General features: G+C 51.8%; 19 protein-coding genes. 4 read left to right on the top strand and 15 right to left on the bottom strand.

Translation table 11 applies throughout. The features are described 5' to 3' along the window. Positions 1–73: 73 nt before the first annotated feature. Both rpmA and rplU read right to left on the bottom strand, forming a co-directional pair. The gene (rpmA, locus tag P2G53_RS09840; protein ID WP_275816713.1) at positions 74–331 is read right to left on the bottom strand and encodes a 50S ribosomal protein L27; all 258 of its coding nucleotides are present in this window, start codon (positions 329–331) and stop codon (positions 74–76) included. 24 nt (positions 332–355) lie between these two features. Beyond that, on the bottom strand, positions 356–667 hold the full coding sequence (rplU, locus tag P2G53_RS09845; protein WP_275816715.1) for a 50S ribosomal protein L21: 312 nt from the start codon (positions 665–667) through the stop codon (positions 356–358). Between the two features lie 225 nt (positions 668–892). Between rplU and ispB the strand changes: the two genes are divergently transcribed. After that, positions 893–1,861: an octaprenyl diphosphate synthase gene (ispB, locus tag P2G53_RS09850; protein ID WP_275816717.1), complete on the top strand. Its 969-nt coding sequence runs from the start codon at positions 893–895 to the stop codon at positions 1,859–1,861. Between the two features lie 18 nt (positions 1,862–1,879). Here the strand turns inward: ispB and P2G53_RS09855 are convergent, their stop codons facing one another. Further along, complete coding sequence (locus P2G53_RS09855; RefSeq protein ID WP_275816719.1) at positions 1,880–2,503, bottom strand: thiopurine S-methyltransferase; 624 nt, start codon at positions 2,501–2,503, stop codon at positions 1,880–1,882. Between the two features lie 126 nt (positions 2,504–2,629). On the opposite strand from P2G53_RS09855, the gene fabA reads away from it, so the two are divergent. Both fabA and fabB read left to right on the top strand, forming a co-directional pair. Further along, positions 2,630–3,145 carry a 3-hydroxyacyl-[acyl-carrier-protein] dehydratase FabA gene (gene fabA / locus P2G53_RS09860; RefSeq protein WP_275816721.1) on the top strand — a complete coding sequence of 172 codons (516 nt, stop codon included), beginning with the start codon at positions 2,630–2,632 and terminating at the stop codon, positions 3,143–3,145. Positions 3,146–3,254: 109 nt separating this feature from the next. Further along, entirely contained in the window at positions 3,255–4,466 is a 1,212-nt protein-coding gene (gene fabB, locus P2G53_RS09865) for a beta-ketoacyl-ACP synthase I (RefSeq protein WP_275816723.1), read from the top strand. Between the two features lie 68 nt (positions 4,467–4,534). On the opposite strand, the gene P2G53_RS09870 is transcribed toward fabB, so the two are convergent. The 5 genes from P2G53_RS09870 to P2G53_RS09890 all read right to left on the bottom strand — a co-directional run bounded on the left by P2G53_RS09870 (position 4,535) and on the right by P2G53_RS09890 (position 8,389). Beyond that, positions 4,535–5,140 (bottom strand): Yip1 family protein, encoded by a 606-nt coding sequence (locus tag P2G53_RS09870; protein WP_275816725.1) that lies wholly within the window; start codon positions 5,138–5,140, stop codon positions 4,535–4,537. 146 nt (positions 5,141–5,286) lie between these two features. Then, positions 5,287–6,186 carry a heme o synthase gene (gene cyoE, locus P2G53_RS09875; RefSeq protein ID WP_275816727.1) on the bottom strand — a complete coding sequence of 300 codons (900 nt, stop codon included), beginning with the start codon at positions 6,184–6,186 and terminating at the stop codon, positions 5,287–5,289. After that, positions 6,179–7,186, bottom strand: coding sequence for a COX15/CtaA family protein (locus P2G53_RS09880; RefSeq protein ID WP_275816730.1), 1,008 nt, complete (start codon positions 7,184–7,186; stop codon positions 6,179–6,181). The genes cyoE and P2G53_RS09880 overlap by 8 nt, the downstream gene beginning before the upstream one ends. Before the next feature lie 2 nt (positions 7,187–7,188). Continuing rightward, positions 7,189–7,665 carry a hypothetical protein gene (locus P2G53_RS09885; RefSeq protein WP_275816731.1) on the bottom strand — a complete coding sequence of 159 codons (477 nt, stop codon included), beginning with the start codon at positions 7,663–7,665 and terminating at the stop codon, positions 7,189–7,191. Then, positions 7,658–8,389, bottom strand: a complete 732-nt coding sequence (locus P2G53_RS09890; RefSeq protein WP_275816733.1) for an SURF1 family protein — start codon at positions 8,387–8,389, stop codon at positions 7,658–7,660. Before P2G53_RS09890 ends, P2G53_RS09885 begins: the two co-directional genes overlap by 8 nt. Positions 8,390–8,411: 22 nt before the next feature. Here P2G53_RS09890 and P2G53_RS09895 point away from each other — a divergent pair, with 22 nt between their 5' ends. Continuing rightward, entirely contained in the window at positions 8,412–8,624 is a 213-nt protein-coding gene (locus tag P2G53_RS09895; RefSeq protein ID WP_275816735.1) for a twin transmembrane helix small protein, read from the top strand. Here the strand turns inward: P2G53_RS09895 and P2G53_RS09900 are convergent. The 7 genes from P2G53_RS09900 to msrP form a co-directional block, all read right to left on the bottom strand. Then, the gene (locus P2G53_RS09900; RefSeq protein ID WP_275816737.1) at positions 8,621–9,505 is read right to left on the bottom strand and encodes a cytochrome c oxidase subunit 3; all 885 of its coding nucleotides are present in this window, start codon (positions 9,503–9,505) and stop codon (positions 8,621–8,623) included. The genes P2G53_RS09895 and P2G53_RS09900 overlap by 4 nt on opposite strands. Next, complete coding sequence (locus P2G53_RS09905; RefSeq protein WP_275816739.1) at positions 9,502–10,077, bottom strand: cytochrome c oxidase assembly protein; 576 nt, start codon at positions 10,075–10,077, stop codon at positions 9,502–9,504. Before P2G53_RS09905 ends, P2G53_RS09900 begins: the two co-directional genes overlap by 4 nt. A 17-nt stretch (positions 10,078–10,094) precedes the next feature. Beyond that, positions 10,095–11,690 (bottom strand): cytochrome c oxidase subunit I, encoded by a 1,596-nt coding sequence (gene ctaD, locus P2G53_RS09910; RefSeq protein WP_275816741.1) that lies wholly within the window; start codon positions 11,688–11,690, stop codon positions 10,095–10,097. A gap of 9 nt (positions 11,691–11,699) precedes the next feature. After that, on the bottom strand, positions 11,700–12,809 hold the full coding sequence (gene coxB, locus P2G53_RS09915; RefSeq protein WP_275816743.1) for a cytochrome c oxidase subunit II: 1,110 nt from the start codon (positions 12,807–12,809) through the stop codon (positions 11,700–11,702). A gap of 367 nt (positions 12,810–13,176) precedes the next feature. Further along, on the bottom strand, positions 13,177–13,389 hold the full coding sequence (locus tag P2G53_RS09920) for a DUF2970 domain-containing protein (protein WP_275816744.1): 213 nt from the start codon (positions 13,387–13,389) through the stop codon (positions 13,177–13,179). Positions 13,390–13,409: 20 nt separating this feature from the next. After that, positions 13,410–13,976: a protein-methionine-sulfoxide reductase heme-binding subunit MsrQ gene (locus P2G53_RS09925; protein ID WP_275816746.1), complete on the bottom strand. Its 567-nt coding sequence runs from the start codon at positions 13,974–13,976 to the stop codon at positions 13,410–13,412. 59 nt (positions 13,977–14,035) lie between these two features. Beyond that, on the bottom strand, positions 14,036–15,043 hold the full coding sequence (gene msrP / locus P2G53_RS09930; RefSeq protein ID WP_275816748.1) for a protein-methionine-sulfoxide reductase catalytic subunit MsrP: 1,008 nt from the start codon (positions 15,041–15,043) through the stop codon (positions 14,036–14,038). Between the last annotated feature and the right edge of the window lie 71 nt (positions 15,044–15,114).

The following is a 15,114-nucleotide window of genomic DNA, read 5'->3' on the forward strand; positions in this document are numbered from 1 at the left end:
TCTTCTTCAATATTGCTAATCATAAACAAAAAAAGCCCCGCCAGGGCGGAGCTTTTTTCGATGTCAGGTGCTATTACGCAGCTACAACAGAAATGTATTTGCGCTTGTTAGGACCTTTCACTTCAAATTTTACTACGCCATCCGCTTTAGCGAACAGAGTGTGGTCTTTACCACAACCTACGTTCTCACCTGCGTGGAATTTGGTACCACGCTGACGGATCAGGATATTGCCGGCAATCACTGCCTGACCACCAAAGCGCTTAACGCCAAGGCGTTTCGATTCTGAATCGCGACCGTTACGCGTTGAGCCCGCAGCCTTCTTATGAGCCATTATCTATCTCCTGTTCAGTTAATCTCAGGCGTTGATGCCAGTGATTTTCACTTCAGTGAACCACTGACGGTGGCCCTGATGTTTCATGTGATGCTTACGACGCTTGAATTTGAGAATCTCAACTTTCTTAGCGCGACCAGTCTGCAGAACTTCAGCAGTCACTTTAGCACCTTCAACAACCGGCGCACCGACTTTAACGTCATCGCCATTGCCAACCAGCAGAACACGATCAAACTCAACGTTCGCACCGGATTCAGCCTGCAGTTTTTCCAGCTTAAGGGTCTGACCCTCCTGGACGCGGTACTGTTTACCGCCACTTACGATTACTGCGTACATGTTAATCTCCGTCAATTGCCCACCCGGCTACTGTTTAACAAACCTACTTTTAATGGCGCACCATATGGTAGGGAGCTACATTTGGATGAGTCAGGGCGCGCGATTATAAAGCACCTAACACCCGGCAGGCAACCCCTATCAAAGGTATCAGGCCGAATTCTTGACAGGGTTGCGGGCTACCCATAGCATGCGCGCTTACACAACTATCAGCCAATATCTTTAATCATGCAGCCATCTGAACTCAACCCGCTCATCACGCCACAGTTTGAGGCAGTTAATGACTACATTATCAACCACTTGGGCTCAAATGTGCCGCTGGTTGAAAAGATTGGCCACTATATAGTTGAAAGTGGCGGTAAACGCCTGCGCCCTCTACTGGTACTGCTGGCCGCCAATGCAACCCGGTACGAGGGTGACAAACATATCCCCATGGCCGCCGTGATTGAGTTTATCCACACCGCGACCCTGTTACATGATGACGTGGTGGATAATTCGGAACTGCGTCGCGGCAAAGACACCGCCAATGCCCGCTGGGGCAATGCGCCCAGTGTATTAGTGGGTGACTTCCTCTACTCCCGGGCATTTCAGATCATGGTCGAAATTGGCTCCATGGAGATCATGGAAGTCATATCCAATGCCACTAACGTCATTGCCGAAGGCGAAGTCCTTCAGCTGTTGAACTGCCGAAATCCGGATACTTCAGAAGACGCCTACATGCAGGTTATTCTGGGCAAAACCGCCATGTTATTCGAAGCAGCAGCAGAGGTTGGCGGCTTGCTGGCAAACTGCTCTGACACTGAGCGCCAGGCCCTGAAACACTATGGATTACAGCTAGGCATCGCTTTCCAACTGATCGATGATGTGATGGATTACCTTTCTGACAGTGACACCATGGGTAAGAACGTGGGCGACGACCTGGCAGAAGGCAAAGCAACGCTGCCGCTGATTCAGGCGATGCAGCTCTGCTCTGACGAGGAGCGCACTCTGCTACGGCGGGCGATCCGAGAAGGCGGTTTAGACGATCTGGATCCGATTCTGGAAATTATTGATCGCACCGGCGCCATCAAATATACCCAAAACAAGGCTCAGCAGGCCGCCGCCGCCGCCATTGAAGCCTTGTCAGCGCTGCCCGACAGCTCTTTCAAATCAACACTTGAACAACTTGCCAATCTAGCCGTAAACCGCGCTGCTTAAACAGCGCGGCAAAAGCGGCTATCGGTCGGTCAACAACCACACAGCCTCACGCCACTCAGGCCGATCCCAGGCGTCAGCTTCGGCAAGACACTGCAATTCAAAACGTTCACCAAACAGATTCGACACTTCCTGATCCGTCACAGTGAACGGCGGCCCACCTGCAGAGGGGCGCTGCAGGGTTACCAGTAACACCTTCACACCGCGAGGCAGGCAGTGCAGCAACAGCTCCGCATAACGCCGCCGCATTTCTGGCGGGAATGCCACCAACGCTGCGCGGTCATAAACTGCCCGGACATCGGTTAAGTCGTCCGGTGTCAAATCAAACACATCCCCGCAGAGCAACTCCAGATTCTGATGCCGAAAATGCTGAAACCGCGAACATTCCGAGACTGAAACAGACAGGTTATTTTCCCGGAAAAAACCGTCACAGGCAGTCCGGTCCAGCTCAATACCAGAGACCGAATAACCCTGCTGCAGCAACCAAAGCATGTCGAGACTTTTGCCACACAACGGCACAAACACCTGTTCGCCAGCATCAAGATTGAGCTCTGAACCATAACGAATCAGGTGCGGATTCACCTCAGCCTGGTGAAAACCAATCTCACCATTACGCCATCGCTCCTGCCAAAAAGCCTTTTCCATCCTATATTTCTCCGACATTCGTCAATAATTGGGCGAATTATAACGGACAGTTCGTGCCTCACCCGTTTCAAATCTGTATAATTGCGCGATATTTTGACCTTTAAAAGCCCGGAAACGCATAACCCAATGACACGACCTTCTTCTTTTAGCCGCGACGAACTTCTGCAGTGCGGCCACGGCGAAATGTTCGGCCCAGGTAATGCACGTCTGCCAATTGGCAACATGCTCATGATGGACCGAATCCTTAAAATCACCGAAGACGGTGGCAACTTTGGCAAAGGTGAAATCATTGCTGAACTGGATATCAATCCAGAGCTATGGTTCTTCCAGTGCCATTTCGAATCTGACCCGGTAATGCCTGGCTGTCTGGGTCTGGACGCCATGTGGCAGCTGGTCGGTTTTTATCTGGGCTGGAAAGGCAACCCTGGCCGCGGCCGCGCGCTGGGTTCTGGCGAAGTTAAATTCTTTGGTCAGGTCCTACCCACTGCGCAGAAAGTTACCTACCATATTCATCTAAAGCGTGTAATTGAACGCAAGCTGGTGATGGGCATTGCAGACGGCAGCATGTATGTTGACGGCCGCGAAATCTACACCGCCAAAGATCTGCGGGTTGGACTGTTTACGTCCACCGATGGCTTCTAAGCCGGGTAATCAGACAATAACGATAGGTGGAGAGCGACTTTCCGGTAGCCAAATCAGTTGGATTCACGGAAAATAACCGCCTTAACGATAAAGAAAGAGAGAGAAGCACATGCGACGCGTCGTAGTTACCGGTATGGGCATTGTGTCTTGTTTGGGTAATGACAAGGCCACTGTTCTGGAGTCCCTGAAACTGGGTCGCTCCGGAATCAAGTTCCAGGAAGAATACAAAGAACGCGGCTTTCGCAGCCAGGTTGCAGGCAGTATTGATATCAGTTTTGAAGACCGTATCGATCGTAAACTGCTGCGCTTTATGGGTGACGCTGCTGCCTACACCTATATTGCCATGCAGGATGCCATCACCGACTCCGGCCTGAGCGAAGACCAGGTTTCCAATGTGCGTACCGGCCTGATCGTTGGCTCCGGTGGTGCTTCCGCGGAAAACATCGTTGAAACAGCTGACATCACACGCGAAAAAGGCGTTAAACGTGTGGGTCCTTACCGTGTAACCCGTACCATGGGTTCCACTGTATCTGCTTGTCTGGCGACACCTTTCAAAATTAAAGGCGTGAACTACAGCATCACCTCTGCCTGTGCAACAAGCGCACACTGTATCGGTAACGCGGTCGAACAGATCCAGCTGGGCAAACAGGACGTGGTATTTGCAGGTGGTGGTGAAGAACTGCACTGGGTCCAGACTGCGATGTTTGATGCTATGGGTGCCCTGTCCAGCAAGTATAACGAAACGCCTGAAAAAGCATCACGCGCCTATGACGCTAACCGTGACGGATTTGTCATTTCCGGCGGCGCAGGTGTACTGGTGGTTGAAGAACTTGAACACGCCAAAGCCCGTGGTGCGAAAATCTACGCTGAAATCGTAGGCTACGGCGCCACATCTGACGGCTATGACATGGTTGCGCCATCAGGCGAAGGCGCCGCACGCTGCATGCAGCAGGCTATGGCTACCGTTGATGGCGATATTGATTACATTAACGCACATGGCACTTCTACCCCTGCAGGCGATATGCAGGAACTGAAAGCGATGAAGAACGTGTTTGGCGACAAAATGCCAGCCGTCACTTCAACCAAATCGCTTTCAGGTCACTCTCTGGGTGCTGCGGGTGTTCAGGAAGCGATCTACTGCCTGTTAATGCAGGAAAACAACTTCATTGCAGCCTCTGCCAATATTGAAGAACTGGATCCTGAAGCGGTCGGTCTGCCAATCGCTACTACAGCTAAAGAGAATGTTGATCTGCAGCGTGTGATGTCCAACAGCTTCGGCTTTGGTGGCACCAACGCTACTCTGGTGTTCCAGAAACTCTAAGCAGAATCTGCTGATTAAAAAACCCCGCCATGGCGGGGTTTTTTATTGCTGAGCTGTTATCAATCTTATCAGCCAGCTACATAGTTCAGCGGAATCACGGTACTCCACAGAATCACTGTGGCTGCCAGCATGCCAACCAGCGTACATAGGCCTACTGTCAGAATCGATGAAGAAAACATAAACGCCCGGTCTTCAGGTATTTTCATAATCACAGGCACCCCGGTGTAGAGCAGATAAACCGAGTAACAAACTGCCGCAAGCCCTACCGATACATTAAACCAGAGCAATGGATAAAGTGCAGCGAGGCCTGACAGGAAGAGCGGCGTAGCAGTGTAAGTTGCCAGAGAGACACAATCTTCAAATGAGATAGTGCCACCGTAGGTTTTTTCCATCCAGTGAATACAGTAGCTGATGAACGCAACACCGGCCCACATGGCAAAATAGAATGCTATGGCGGCGGGCAGCGCACTCATAACATCCAGCTTAACAAAGTCAGTACCATTAATACTCCAACCGACCTGTGTCGTCCCGATGAACATTGCGATGGCTGGAATGGCCGACAGCATACTGACCTGCTGCAGGAAAATATGCGAGACACTGTAGTGCTCGTCCCGGATCTGGTTCCATTCTGTTTTGGGGTGATACAGCATTCCCATCATATGTTGAATGAACATGGTAATTTCCTCTTTTTATTATTTTGCCGACTGCCTGACTTCAGACGCTCAACGGCTCGTTGGTTGGTTTACATCTACAGCTTTACTCCCTTCCTTTTTCAGGGGTTGGTAGTTTCTACTTAAGTTTAGATCGCCTAAACGCCGTTTCAACTAATGATCAGGTAATGATCAATTAAAATGACACAAAAAAGTAACATGATGTACGTGATGCTATAGCGGAACATTGCCATAGGCGCCCCGGGCACAGCGTTATAGACTCTCAGCGCCCATTGCATAAACCGCAGATTCAGCACCACCACCAATAACAAATAAAGATAACCACTCATGCCGCTCAGAAACGGCAACGCAGTTGTCGCCACCATCAGCAGGGTATAAAGCACAATCTGCAGGCGGGTATAATCATCGCCATGCGTCACAGGCAGCATTGGAATGCCTGCTTTGGCGTAATCCTGTTTACGGGCGATACACAACGCCCAGAAATGCGGAGGCGTCCAGGCAAAAATAATCAGCATTAATAACAGGCTGTTTGCGTCCAGTGAACCGGTCACAGCAGTCCAGCCCAGCATCGGCGGCGCCGCACCTGCGATACCACCAATGACAATATTCTGCGGTGTCGCGCGTTTGAGCCAGACCGTATAGACCAACGCATACCCCACCAGAGACGCCAGCGTCAGCCAGGCGGTAAGCGGGTTAACCCAGATCACCAACAGGCTGATTCCAACCGTCCCTACAATGGCAGAAAAGGTCAGCGCCTGCGCGGCGGTAAGACGACCCTGCGGTAATGGCCGACCTTTCGTGCGTGCCATTTTTTCATCGATGCGCCGGTCCATAACATGGTTTACCGCTGCTGCGGAGGCAGCCGCCATACCGATGCCGATCAATCCGACAATGACCTTAACGGGGTCTGGCAAAGAGGGCACCGCCACAAACATTCCCACTGCAGCAGTGATTAACATCACCAGTACTACATTGGGTTTGCACAGGATCAGGTAGTCTCGCCATCCAATGGGTGCTTCAGATACTGCAAAAACACGCTGCTCAGCCATCTATTACCTCCTTAACCGCCATTCCGGCACGGTCATATGCCCACAACAATGCCAATAAAACCGCCACTGCCATAAAGTGATGTGCCATCGCCAGACCTATCGGCAAGGCATGAACAATATTGGCAACACCTAACCCAACCTGCGCCACCACCAGCACCGTTAATAACCTCAGGGGGGTGGTCAACGCGGGGATACGGGAAAAACACCACAGCAGAATCAGGGTATAGGTGAGTACCACCAGTGCACCTATACGGTGTACCACCTGGATAGCCGCACGTGCTTCAACTCCCAACTGCCCGCCCTGATAGTTAGGACCGATCGATTTAACAGGATCAAAACCGGCCGCAAAATCGAGTCCCAGTTCAGTACCCGGGTTGCAACTTACCCAGTGAGTACAGGCATACCCAGCGTAGTTGGAACTGGTCCAGCCACCCAGTGCGATCTGTAACAGCAGCAAAAAAACACCTATCAGGAACCAGCGTTGAGGTGCTGCCGGGTTGATCGGCTCACGGATATTCAGCCGTTTCAGCTTTTGCCGCAGGAACAATAAAAGCGTCAGGGTCAGCAAGCCACCCATCAGGTGCAGAGTAACGACCAGCGGATGGAGTTTCAGGGTGACCGTCCACATACCAAATAACGCCTGAATAACCACCAGCAGCAGCAACGCCACACTGAGTCCAACCGGATAAGATCGAGTCTTGCGCTTATGTACAGCGATGCCGGCCAGCGCCGCAATCAGCAAACCCAATGAACCCGCCAGATAACGATGGCCCATCTCCAGCCAGGTTTTATGTTTTTCGATAGGTGTGTCCGGATAACGCTGTTGCGCCAGTTCAAGTGCCTCATGCGATCCGGGCATCACTATATGGCCATAACATCCAGGCCAGTCAGGGCAACTCAGACCCGCATCATTGATACGCGTCCAGCCACCCATTAAAACCACCAGCAAGACCAGCAGAATCGCCAGGTTGACCAATTTCCATGCTGTACGTAGCGCCATACTCAGCCCACCTTGGATAACTTCAGCAATTTACGCAGATCATCCAGCACCCCACGAGGAGACTGTTCATACTCATAACGCAGCACCAGATTGCCCAACGGATCAGCAATCCAGATTGCCTGTCCCGGAGAGACGGTCTGGTCTGACGCAGTCAGATCATCCAGCACATTAACCACGACCCGATCACTGTCTTTGCCAAGGGCAATATGAATTTTTTCAAGTCGATCACGCCACTCGGTACAAGACTTGGCGGACTGGCAGGTGGTTGGACTGGTCAGGATCAACTGCCAGTGCTCGGTGGTGAGTGTCTCGGGGGTTTTACTGCTTGCAAACCAACCATTCAACTGCTGCCCAACAACCAGTTCGCCATGATTAACACGGCCTTCGGGGACAGCAAACCCACCGTAATACATCACTATTGCACTGACCATCGGGATAAGCCCCACCCCCCAGACCAGCCAGAAAATACGTTTATTCATGGTGTTTTTCTCCCTGTAAGCGAAACCAGCTGACAACCAACAAAATCAACAGGGCCGTAGCCAGCGCAAACCACTGAAAGGCATAACCCCGATGTCGCTCCGGGGTCATCAGGTTAAGAGTCCAACGGATATCCAAGTCATCAACAACAGACTCCCGGGTCTTGGCCGTTGCATGCCAGATGGGTTGCTGAAGCAGCACTTCAACCCGTTGCGTATCAATCGCCTGGATACGCTTGGGCCAGCCTTCGGCCCATTGATCCCTGGCCAGAACCAGTGACGACTGCTCTGCTTTAGCCATGAGCGCCAGGCTGACAACACCCGATGGAAGGTCAACATTGGGCAATTCATCTCTGGAGTTTCCCGCTGGTGTCCAACCCAGGTTTACCAGTATCAAGTGCGCTTCCTGTAACGGCTGAAACAGCGCAATGACCTCATAACCCACGCGGCCTTCCCGGGTACGATTATCCAGCAAAAAATACTGCTGTCGGTCAAACTCTCCCTGCAGGGCAAGCATTGAATACTGAACGTCAGAAAGTGATTCAGAGAGGGGAAGATATTGCAGTTGTTCAGCCTGCTGCATACTGTCCAGCAGCTGCTGTTTCTGATCAGCCCTTTGCAACTGCCAACAGCCCAGTCCTACCAGTACCGGCAGCCCAAATAACGCGAACCCCGCCAACATCCACTTGAAGCGCAGCGTGCTTTGATCTTTACTCTGTAGATTCATCAGCTTGCCGGAACTGTACATAATGCTACTTAAACCACTGTTATTATTATTGTTTCTTGCCGCTGTTATCAGCCTTTTCTGCGGCCTTTTCTTTTTAATCAAGGATCAGGGACGCTCCAACCGAACGGTAAACTCACTTTTTTTCCGGGTTGGATTTTGCGCCCTGATCATTCTTGTTTTGCTGTATGGGATTTACAGTGGCGAACTGAAACCCCATGCACCCTGGCTGCATTAAAGGATGTAAACAAACAGGAACAATCCCACCCAGACCACATCCACAAAATGCCAATACCAGGACACCGCCTCGAAGCCAAAGTGTTTCTCGGCTGAAAAATGCCCCTTCATCACCCGCAGCCAGATAATGATCAGCATCAGCGTGCCCAGTGTGACATGCAGCCCATGGAAGCCGGTCAGGATAAAGAACGTGGCACCATAAACGCCGGCGTGGAGTGTGAGCCCAAGTTCATGATAGGCCTCAACGTATTCGTAGGCCTGGAACACAAGGAACCCGGCACCCAGCAAAATCGTGGCTGCCAGCCAGAGCACAATTGCAGAACGCTTACCCTGCTTCAGGGCCTTGTGTGCGATAGTGACCGTGACACTGGAAGAGATCAGCAGGATGGTATTAATCAAAGGCAGATGCCAGGGGTCGATGATGCCTTTAGGACCCGGGAAGGTTTCACTGTCTGGCGGTGCCATCAATGGCCATTCCGCGGTGAAGCCCGGCCAGAGCATATTGGCCACACCTTTTTCACCCTCACCACCAAGCCATGGCACGGCCAGCGTACGGATATAAAACAGGGTGCCGAAAAAGGCGGCGAAGAACATCACCTCAGAGAAGATAAACCAGCTCATACCCCAGCGAAATGAACGATCCATCTGACTGCTGTAGAGCCCTTCATGGCTTTCACGAATAACATTACCGAACCAGCCAATCAGGATCAGGCCCATGGCCAGCGCACCGGCCAGAAGCAGCATCACACCGATGCCTCCGCCCTGTTCGGCGTTAAGTCCGTTGATGGTATTCCCGGCACCAAAGGCCATCAGAAACAGGGCAATTGACGCCAGTATGGGCCAACGGCTCTGGGTTGGAACGTAGTAGGTCTGGGTAGTCATAATCCATTCCTCCCGCCGTCAGCAACGCGGTTGTCTGCCGCCGGCGTTATGTCAAAAAGCGTGTAGGAGAGCGTGATGGTATGAATGTGGGCAGGCAGTTTCGGATCGATACTGAGCAACAACGGCATCTCCTTCTGTTCAGCCGCAAACAATGGCTGACGATCAAAACAGAAGCAGTTCACCTTGTGCACATAGGGCGCGGCTTCCGAAGGAGACACCGACGGGATCGCCTGGGCGATCATGTAACGCTCCGTGGTGTTATGGGCAAAGTAGGCGGTTTGCAGCAACTGACCCGGATGCAGTCGGGTCTGACTTTTCATGGGGCGAAACTCCCATGGCATCGACTCGTTATTGACTGCTGTCAGTTGCAGTTTAACCTCGCGACTGAGGTCAACCGCCTCTGGAGCAGGCGCCTCAACGGCGCGCAGCTCAACCTTGCCATTCAGCCCTGTGATGTCACAAAAAACATCGTAGAGCGGCACCAAGGCAAAACCGAAGCCGAACATCGCCACACAGCTCATCACACTGTAAGCGATGGTGCGGCGTGTTCTGGCTTTCAGTTCAGCGTCCATCGATCCAGCCTCCTGCCTTATTTCACCACCGGAGGCTCGGTAAAGCTGTGGTAAGGCGCGGGGGATGGCAAAGTCCATTCCAGGCCATGCGAACCTTCCCAGACTTCACTGCTGGCTTTCTTACCAGATCGGATACAACTGATCACGTTGTAGAGGAAAATCAGCTGCGAGAAGCCAAAGATAAAGGCACCCACCGACGCGACGGCATTAAAGTCGGCAAACTGTAATGCGTAGTCCGGGATTCGCCGTGGCATACCCGCCAGACCGATAAAGTGCATCGGGAAGAAGGTGATATTCACCCCGATGAAACTCAGCCAGAAATGCACCTTGCCCATGGTTTCGTTGTAGTAGCGACCGGTCCATTTGGGAATCCAGTAATAGGTCGCCGCCATGATGGCAAAGATAGCCCCCGGCACCAGCACATAGTGGAAATGCGCCACCACAAAATAAGTATCATGGTATTGGAAATCCACTGGCGCGATGGCCAGCATCAACCCTGAGAACCCACCAATAGTGAACAGCACCACAAAGGCCAGCGAGAACAGCATCGGCGTTTCAAAGGTCATCGAGCCCCTGAACATGGTGGCGATCCAGTTAAACACCTTCACCCCGGTCGGTACTGCAATCAGCATGGTGGAGAACATGAAGAACACTTCACCCACCAGCGGCATGCCTACCGTGAACATATGGTGCGCCCAGACGATAAACGACAGGAATGCGATCGACGCGGTCGCATACACCATGGAGGCATAACCAAACAGTTTTTTGCGGGCAAAGGTGGGAATGATCTCACTGACGATACCAAACGCCGGCAGAATCATGATATAGACCTCAGGATGCCCGAAGAACCAGAACACATGCTGGAAAAGTACGGGATCACCGCCACCGGCTGCATTGAAGAAGCTGGTACCGAAGTGAATATCCATCAGCATCATGGTCACCACACCCGCCAGAACCGGCATCACTGCAATCAGCAGGAAGGCGGTGATCAGCCAGGTCCAGACAAACAACGGCAGCTTCATCATGGTCATGCCGGGTGCCCGCAGGTTCAGAATGGTAGCAATGATATTGATCGCCCCCATAATCGAACTGATACCCATCATATGCACGGCAAAGATGAAGAAGGTTACGCTGGGAGGCGCATAGGTCGTGGAAAGCGGAGCATAGAAGGTCCAGCCAAAGTTAGGTGCGCCACCGTCCATGAACAGGGTCGAGATCATCATGGCGAAGGCAAATGGCAGGATCCAGAAACTCCAGTTGTTCATCCGCGGCAGTGCCATATCCGGCGCGCCCACCATCATCGGCACCATCCAGTTAGCCAACCCGACAAAAGCGGGCATCACCGCACCAAATACCATGATCAGACCATGCATGGTGGTCATCTGGTTGAAAAATGCCGGTTCAATCAGCTGTAATCCCGGCTGAAACAGTTCAGCACGAATCATCAGCGCCATACACCCACCGGTGAGGAACATGATGAAACTGAACCAGAGATAGAGCGTGCCTATATCTTTGTGGTTAGTGGTAAATAACCAGCGGCCAATGCCTGAAGCAGGACCGTGGTGGTGTTCTGTCAGCTCGCCGGCTGCAGCAGTCTGTTCCAGAGTCGACATATCACCCTCCTACTGTTTCAGTGCTGCAATATCAGCGGGGTTAATCAGATCACCGGTGTTGTTACCGAAAGCATTTCGCTCATAGGTCACGACAGCGGCCAGCTCAACGGCACTCAACTGGTCACGGAACGCCTGCATGGCGGTACCAGCCTTACCGTTCATTACAATATCGATATGTGCTGCCGGATCACCGAGAGCAATCGGGCTGTTCTTGAGCGCCGGGAATACACCGGGTAAACCACCGCCATCAGGCCCATGGCATGCTGCACAGGTACGGTTGTAAACCTGCTGTCCGCTTTCCATCAGCTCAGCCAGCGTCCAGGTCTTTTCTGCCGCCGCGGCCTGAGACGACTTGGCCTGTTTCATCTCTGCCAGCCACTGCTGGTAATCTGCTTCAGACTTGGCCTCAACCACAATCGGCATAAATCCGTGGTCTTTACCGCAGAGTTCAGCGCATTGGCCCCGGAAAACACCGGGCTCTTCAACCCGGGTCCAGATTTCATTAATGAAACCAGGGATAGCGTCTTTCTTAACCGCCAAATCAGGCACCCACCATGAATGGATTACGTCATTGGCAGTCACCAGAAAACGAACTTTTTTGCCGGTTGGAATTACCAGCGGGTTATCCACCTCGAGCAGATAATGCTCGCCTTTGGATTCTTCATTACCGATCTGGGTTTGCGGCGTACTCAGGGATGAGAAGAAATCGATATCTTCGCCTAGATACTGGTAGCGCCACTTCCACTGGTAGCCGGTGATCTGGATATCCAGCTCAGCTTCCGACTGGTCATACATTTTGACCAGCGTCGCTGTTGCCGGGACAGCCATGGCGATGAGGATGACGAAAGGGATGATCGTCCAGGTGATCTCAACCGCCACGTTTTCGTGGAAGTTGTGGGCTTCGGCCCCACGAGATTTGCGATGATGGATCAGCGCCCAAAGCATGACGCCAAAAACGACCACGCCAATCGCAACACAAATCCAAAATATCAGCATATGCAGGCCATAGACCTCGCGACTGATATCTGTCACGCCCTGAGTCAGATTGACGGTCCAATCTGCCCATGCAGCGCACGGTGCACACAGTGCAACCAGCAACCATGGGGTAGCTCTACTCATTAACTGCCCTCCTTTGTAAACATACAAAAGAGCCTGCTCAAGGCAAGTCACTAGGGGCGTTGTGACAACAATACGCAACGTCGGTAGCGACAGGCTTTGAGCAGGCTCTCTGTAGTCCTGGTTCCTTCCTATCTTATCCGACCAATCCACTTGGTTTTGCTGAAGTATAGCAGGGAAAAACAGAATGCAAGTTTGGCAGTGAATATTTTTTGAACAGCAATTTCCCTAACAATAACAATACTTAAGCGTAAATCTTACAGACCATAAGTACTGCTTTCAGGGGTGTGACAATATGCCGCATTTGCAATAAGTCCGGCCGAATCAGGAAGGGAAAACCAGAGTGCTCGAGAGGGTGAGCGCCAGAAAATCAGGCCCCCGCAAGGTATAAAGCCACACGCACCAACACCATAACGCACAGCACAAACAGTAGCGCCACAACAACACCACTGACCAGGTAAGGCAGAAACTTGCCCGAGGTAAAATCACGACTACGATTTTTTTCAGACTGGACACCGAAAAGCGCTGCCAGTGTGCTGGTAAACACCTGCCAGAAATTATTCGTTTTGAACCTCCTCAACATCGCACACCTCCTTTGCCAGTTCAGGAAGAATGTACTTTAGACATCCTCAGTAGATGAGTTGTTCTTAATTTAAGGTATAGCCGATACCCCAGCAGTACCGCCAGAATCACACCATAAATCAGCACCTCAAGGTAGTTACTGCGGATCTGCCAGATAAAATGCAGCAACGCCAACAGACTGATCAGGTAAACGGACTGATGTAAGCGGGTCCAGTTTCTGCCCAGCCTGCGCTGCATTTTTTTGGTTGATGTGACCACCAGAGGCAATAACAGCAAGAACGCCAGCGAACCAACGATGATATAAGGCCGCTCTGTCACCTCATTCCACAACAAATCGAGTCGCCAACCCAGAATAAACGTGACAAAACATAACAGATGAATCAGCGCATAAAACGCCGTATACAGCCCGAGCATGCGCCGGTAGCGGATCAACCAGCTCCAGCCAAATAACTTTCGCAGCGGTGTAACCGCCAGGGTGAGCCACAAAAACCGTAGCGTCCAGGTGCCAGTAAAATCGGTAATCTCTTCAGCAGGATCAGCGCCAAGATTAAGTGTCCAGGCCTGATAACTGATCCATAGCAGGGGCATAAGGCAGCTTAAAAACAGACTCCACCATACAATGATCCGCCCCCAATTTATCCGAGCCGTTAATACCATTTTTTCAGATCCATTCCCTTATAAAGCCCGGCAACCTCCTCGGCATAACCGTTGAAGAGGGTTGTTTCAATCCGGTTAGGATCAAGCAATGAAGAGGGCAACCGGCGTTCTGTGGCCTGACTCCAGCGCGGATGATCAACCTTTGGGTTCACATTGGCGTAAAAACCGTATTCATTGGGCGCAGTCAGATTCCAGCTGGTCGGCGGCATCTCCTCTTCAAGGCTGATTTTGACGATCGATTTGATGCTCTTGAAACCATATTTCCAGGGCACCACCAGACGAATCGGCGCGCCGTTCTGTGGCGGCAAAGCATTGCCATAGACACCTACCGCCAGCAAGGTCAACGGATGCCTCGCTTCATCCAGCCGCAACCCTTCTACATAGGGCCAGCGAATGGTACTGAAATAGGATCGCTGCCCCGGCATCTGTTCCGGATCCAGCAAAGTGGTGAACGCAACATACTTAGCTTTTGAGGTAGGCTCAAAAGCTTTTAATACTTCAGCCAGTGGTACACCAATCCAGGGAATGACCATGGACCAGGCTTCAACACAGCGAAGCCTGTAAATACGCTCCTCAAGCAGATGGGGTTTGATGACATCTTCGAGGTGATAGTGACCGGGTTTATTTACCGCCCCGGCAATTTCCACCTTCCAAGGGTCGGTTTTGAACTCCTGCGCATACTGAGCCGGGTTCTTTTTCGCGGTACCAAATTCGTAAAAATTGTTGTGTGTAATGGCGTTGAAGTAGGGTGCTGGTGTTTCACTGGTTGAGTAGTCGTTGTTTCTGACACTGCTGCGAATCTGCGGTTGCAGCCAGGCAGGACCGGGGTAACGCGGCAGATCCGCATCAATAGGATACTCCGGCACGGCATGAGCCAAGCCTGACATACCACCGAGCATCAAACCGCCGACACCGCGCATAAACTGCCGTCGCTGCAGATAAACTGACTCGGATGTGATTTCAGAAGATGGTATGGAATCAGGTTTTTTAATCAGCATGGCAGCCCCCAGAGCAGTTTCCGATAGTGGTTAGACTGCCAACAGGAAAATAATTCCCCTGTACCGGGACA

This window comes from Neptuniibacter sp. CAU 1671 (assembly GCF_029222905.1).
Lineage (GTDB): Bacteria > Pseudomonadota > Gammaproteobacteria > Pseudomonadales > Balneatricaceae > Neptuniibacter.

Coding starts and splice junctions, on each gene's coding strand:
- rpmA (WP_275816713.1), bottom strand. CDS start 331: ATGGCTCATAAGAAGGCTGCGGGCTCAACGCGTAACGGTCGCGATTCA.
- rplU (WP_275816715.1), bottom strand. CDS start 667: ATGTACGCAGTAATCGTAAGTGGCGGTAAACAGTACCGCGTCCAGGAG.
- ispB (WP_275816717.1), top strand. CDS start 893: ATGCAGCCATCTGAACTCAACCCGCTCATCACGCCACAGTTTGAGGCA.
- P2G53_RS09855 (WP_275816719.1), bottom strand. CDS start 2,503: ATGGAAAAGGCTTTTTGGCAGGAGCGATGGCGTAATGGTGAGATTGGT.
- fabA (WP_275816721.1), top strand. CDS start 2,630: ATGACACGACCTTCTTCTTTTAGCCGCGACGAACTTCTGCAGTGCGGC.
- fabB (WP_275816723.1), top strand. CDS start 3,255: ATGCGACGCGTCGTAGTTACCGGTATGGGCATTGTGTCTTGTTTGGGT.
- P2G53_RS09870 (WP_275816725.1), bottom strand. CDS start 5,140: ATGTTCATTCAACATATGATGGGAATGCTGTATCACCCCAAAACAGAA.
- cyoE (WP_275816727.1), bottom strand. CDS start 6,186: ATGGCTGAGCAGCGTGTTTTTGCAGTATCTGAAGCACCCATTGGATGG.
- P2G53_RS09880 (WP_275816730.1), bottom strand. CDS start 7,186: ATGGCGCTACGTACAGCATGGAAATTGGTCAACCTGGCGATTCTGCTG.
- P2G53_RS09885 (WP_275816731.1), bottom strand. CDS start 7,665: ATGAATAAACGTATTTTCTGGCTGGTCTGGGGGGTGGGGCTTATCCCG.
- P2G53_RS09890 (WP_275816733.1), bottom strand. CDS start 8,389: ATGAATCTACAGAGTAAAGATCAAAGCACGCTGCGCTTCAAGTGGATG.
- P2G53_RS09895 (WP_275816735.1), top strand. CDS start 8,412: ATGCTACTTAAACCACTGTTATTATTATTGTTTCTTGCCGCTGTTATC.
- P2G53_RS09900 (WP_275816737.1), bottom strand. CDS start 9,505: ATGACTACCCAGACCTACTACGTTCCAACCCAGAGCCGTTGGCCCATA.
- P2G53_RS09905 (WP_275816739.1), bottom strand. CDS start 10,077: ATGGACGCTGAACTGAAAGCCAGAACACGCCGCACCATCGCTTACAGT.
- ctaD (WP_275816741.1), bottom strand. CDS start 11,690: ATGTCGACTCTGGAACAGACTGCTGCAGCCGGCGAGCTGACAGAACAC.
- coxB (WP_275816743.1), bottom strand. CDS start 12,809: ATGAGTAGAGCTACCCCATGGTTGCTGGTTGCACTGTGTGCACCGTGC.
- P2G53_RS09920 (WP_275816744.1), bottom strand. CDS start 13,389: ATGTTGAGGAGGTTCAAAACGAATAATTTCTGGCAGGTGTTTACCAGC.
- P2G53_RS09925 (WP_275816746.1), bottom strand. CDS start 13,976: ATGCCCCTGCTATGGATCAGTTATCAGGCCTGGACACTTAATCTTGGC.
- msrP (WP_275816748.1), bottom strand. CDS start 15,043: ATGCTGATTAAAAAACCTGATTCCATACCATCTTCTGAAATCACATCC.